Origin of the sequence: Parafrankia sp. EUN1f (assembly GCF_000177675.1) — a bacterium.
Classification (GTDB): Bacteria; Actinomycetota; Actinomycetes; order Frankiales; family Frankiaceae; genus Parafrankia.
Genome location: NZ_ADGX01000377.1, coordinates 1 through 960, shown reverse-complemented (window position 1 = coordinate 960; position 960 = coordinate 1). Strand labels below are relative to the sequence as shown.

The window sequence follows — 960 nt, the reverse complement described above, 5'->3', positions numbered from 1 at the left end:
TTCTCTTTCATTGACCATGATGAACGATCGGATGGTCTTGTACGTCTTGGTGGATGCAGCACCAGGACTGGAGACGGTCGCCGCCTTTTGTCTGAACGCGCGGTGGTCCTTGGTTTGAAAATGTGCCCGGCGTTCGGCGCGGCCGGCCCTTCTCGTCTGCACATACGAGCGGGGGCGGCAGGAGAGCTAGCCTCTGAGCAGGGCCCGGGACATGACCATCCGCTGGATCTGGTTGGTGCCCTCGTAGATCTGCGTGATCTTCGCGTCGCGCATCATCCGCTCGACCGGGAAGTCACGGGTGTAGCCGGCGCCCCCGAAGAGCTGGACGGCGTCGGTGGTGACCTCCATGGCGACGTCCGAGGCGAAGCACTTGGCGGCGGCGGTGATGAACCCGAGGTTCGGCTCGCCGCGTTCGGCGCGGGCCGCCGCGACATACACCATGTGCCGAGCCGCCTCGATCTTCATCGCCATGTCCGCGAGCATGAACTGGACGCCCTGGTTGTCCGCGATCGGGCGGCCGAACTGGCGGCGTTCCTTCACGTAGCCGATCGCCGCGTCCAGCGCGCCCTGCGCGATGCCGACGGCCTGCGCGCCGATCGTCGGCCGGGTGTGGTCGAGGGTGCGCAGCGCGGTGCGCAGACCCGTGCCGGGCTCGCCGATGATCCGGTCGGCGGGGATCGTGCAGTTGACGAAATGGATCTCGCGGGTCGGTGAGCCCTTGATGCCGAGCTTGCGCTCCTTGGAGCCGACCTCGAAGCCGGGGTCGTCGGCCCGGACGACGAACGCGGAGATGCCGTCGGCGGGCTTCGCCGCATCCGGGTCGGTGACGGCCATGACCGTGTACCAGGTGGACTCGCCCGCGTTGGTGATCCAGGTCTTGGTGCCGTTGAGGACCCAGTGGTCGCCGTCGAGCCGGGCGCGGGTCCGCATCGAGGCGGTGTCCGATCCCGCCTCCCGCTC

The 960-nt window shown here is 67.9% G+C and carries 1 protein-coding gene; it reads right to left on the bottom strand.

Annotated features, from left to right (window positions below):
- Positions 1-186 precede the first annotated feature (186 nt).
- On the bottom strand, positions 187-960 hold a 774-nt coding region (locus FREUN1FDRAFT_RS39200), incomplete at its 5' end, for an acyl-CoA dehydrogenase family protein (protein WP_006546013.1).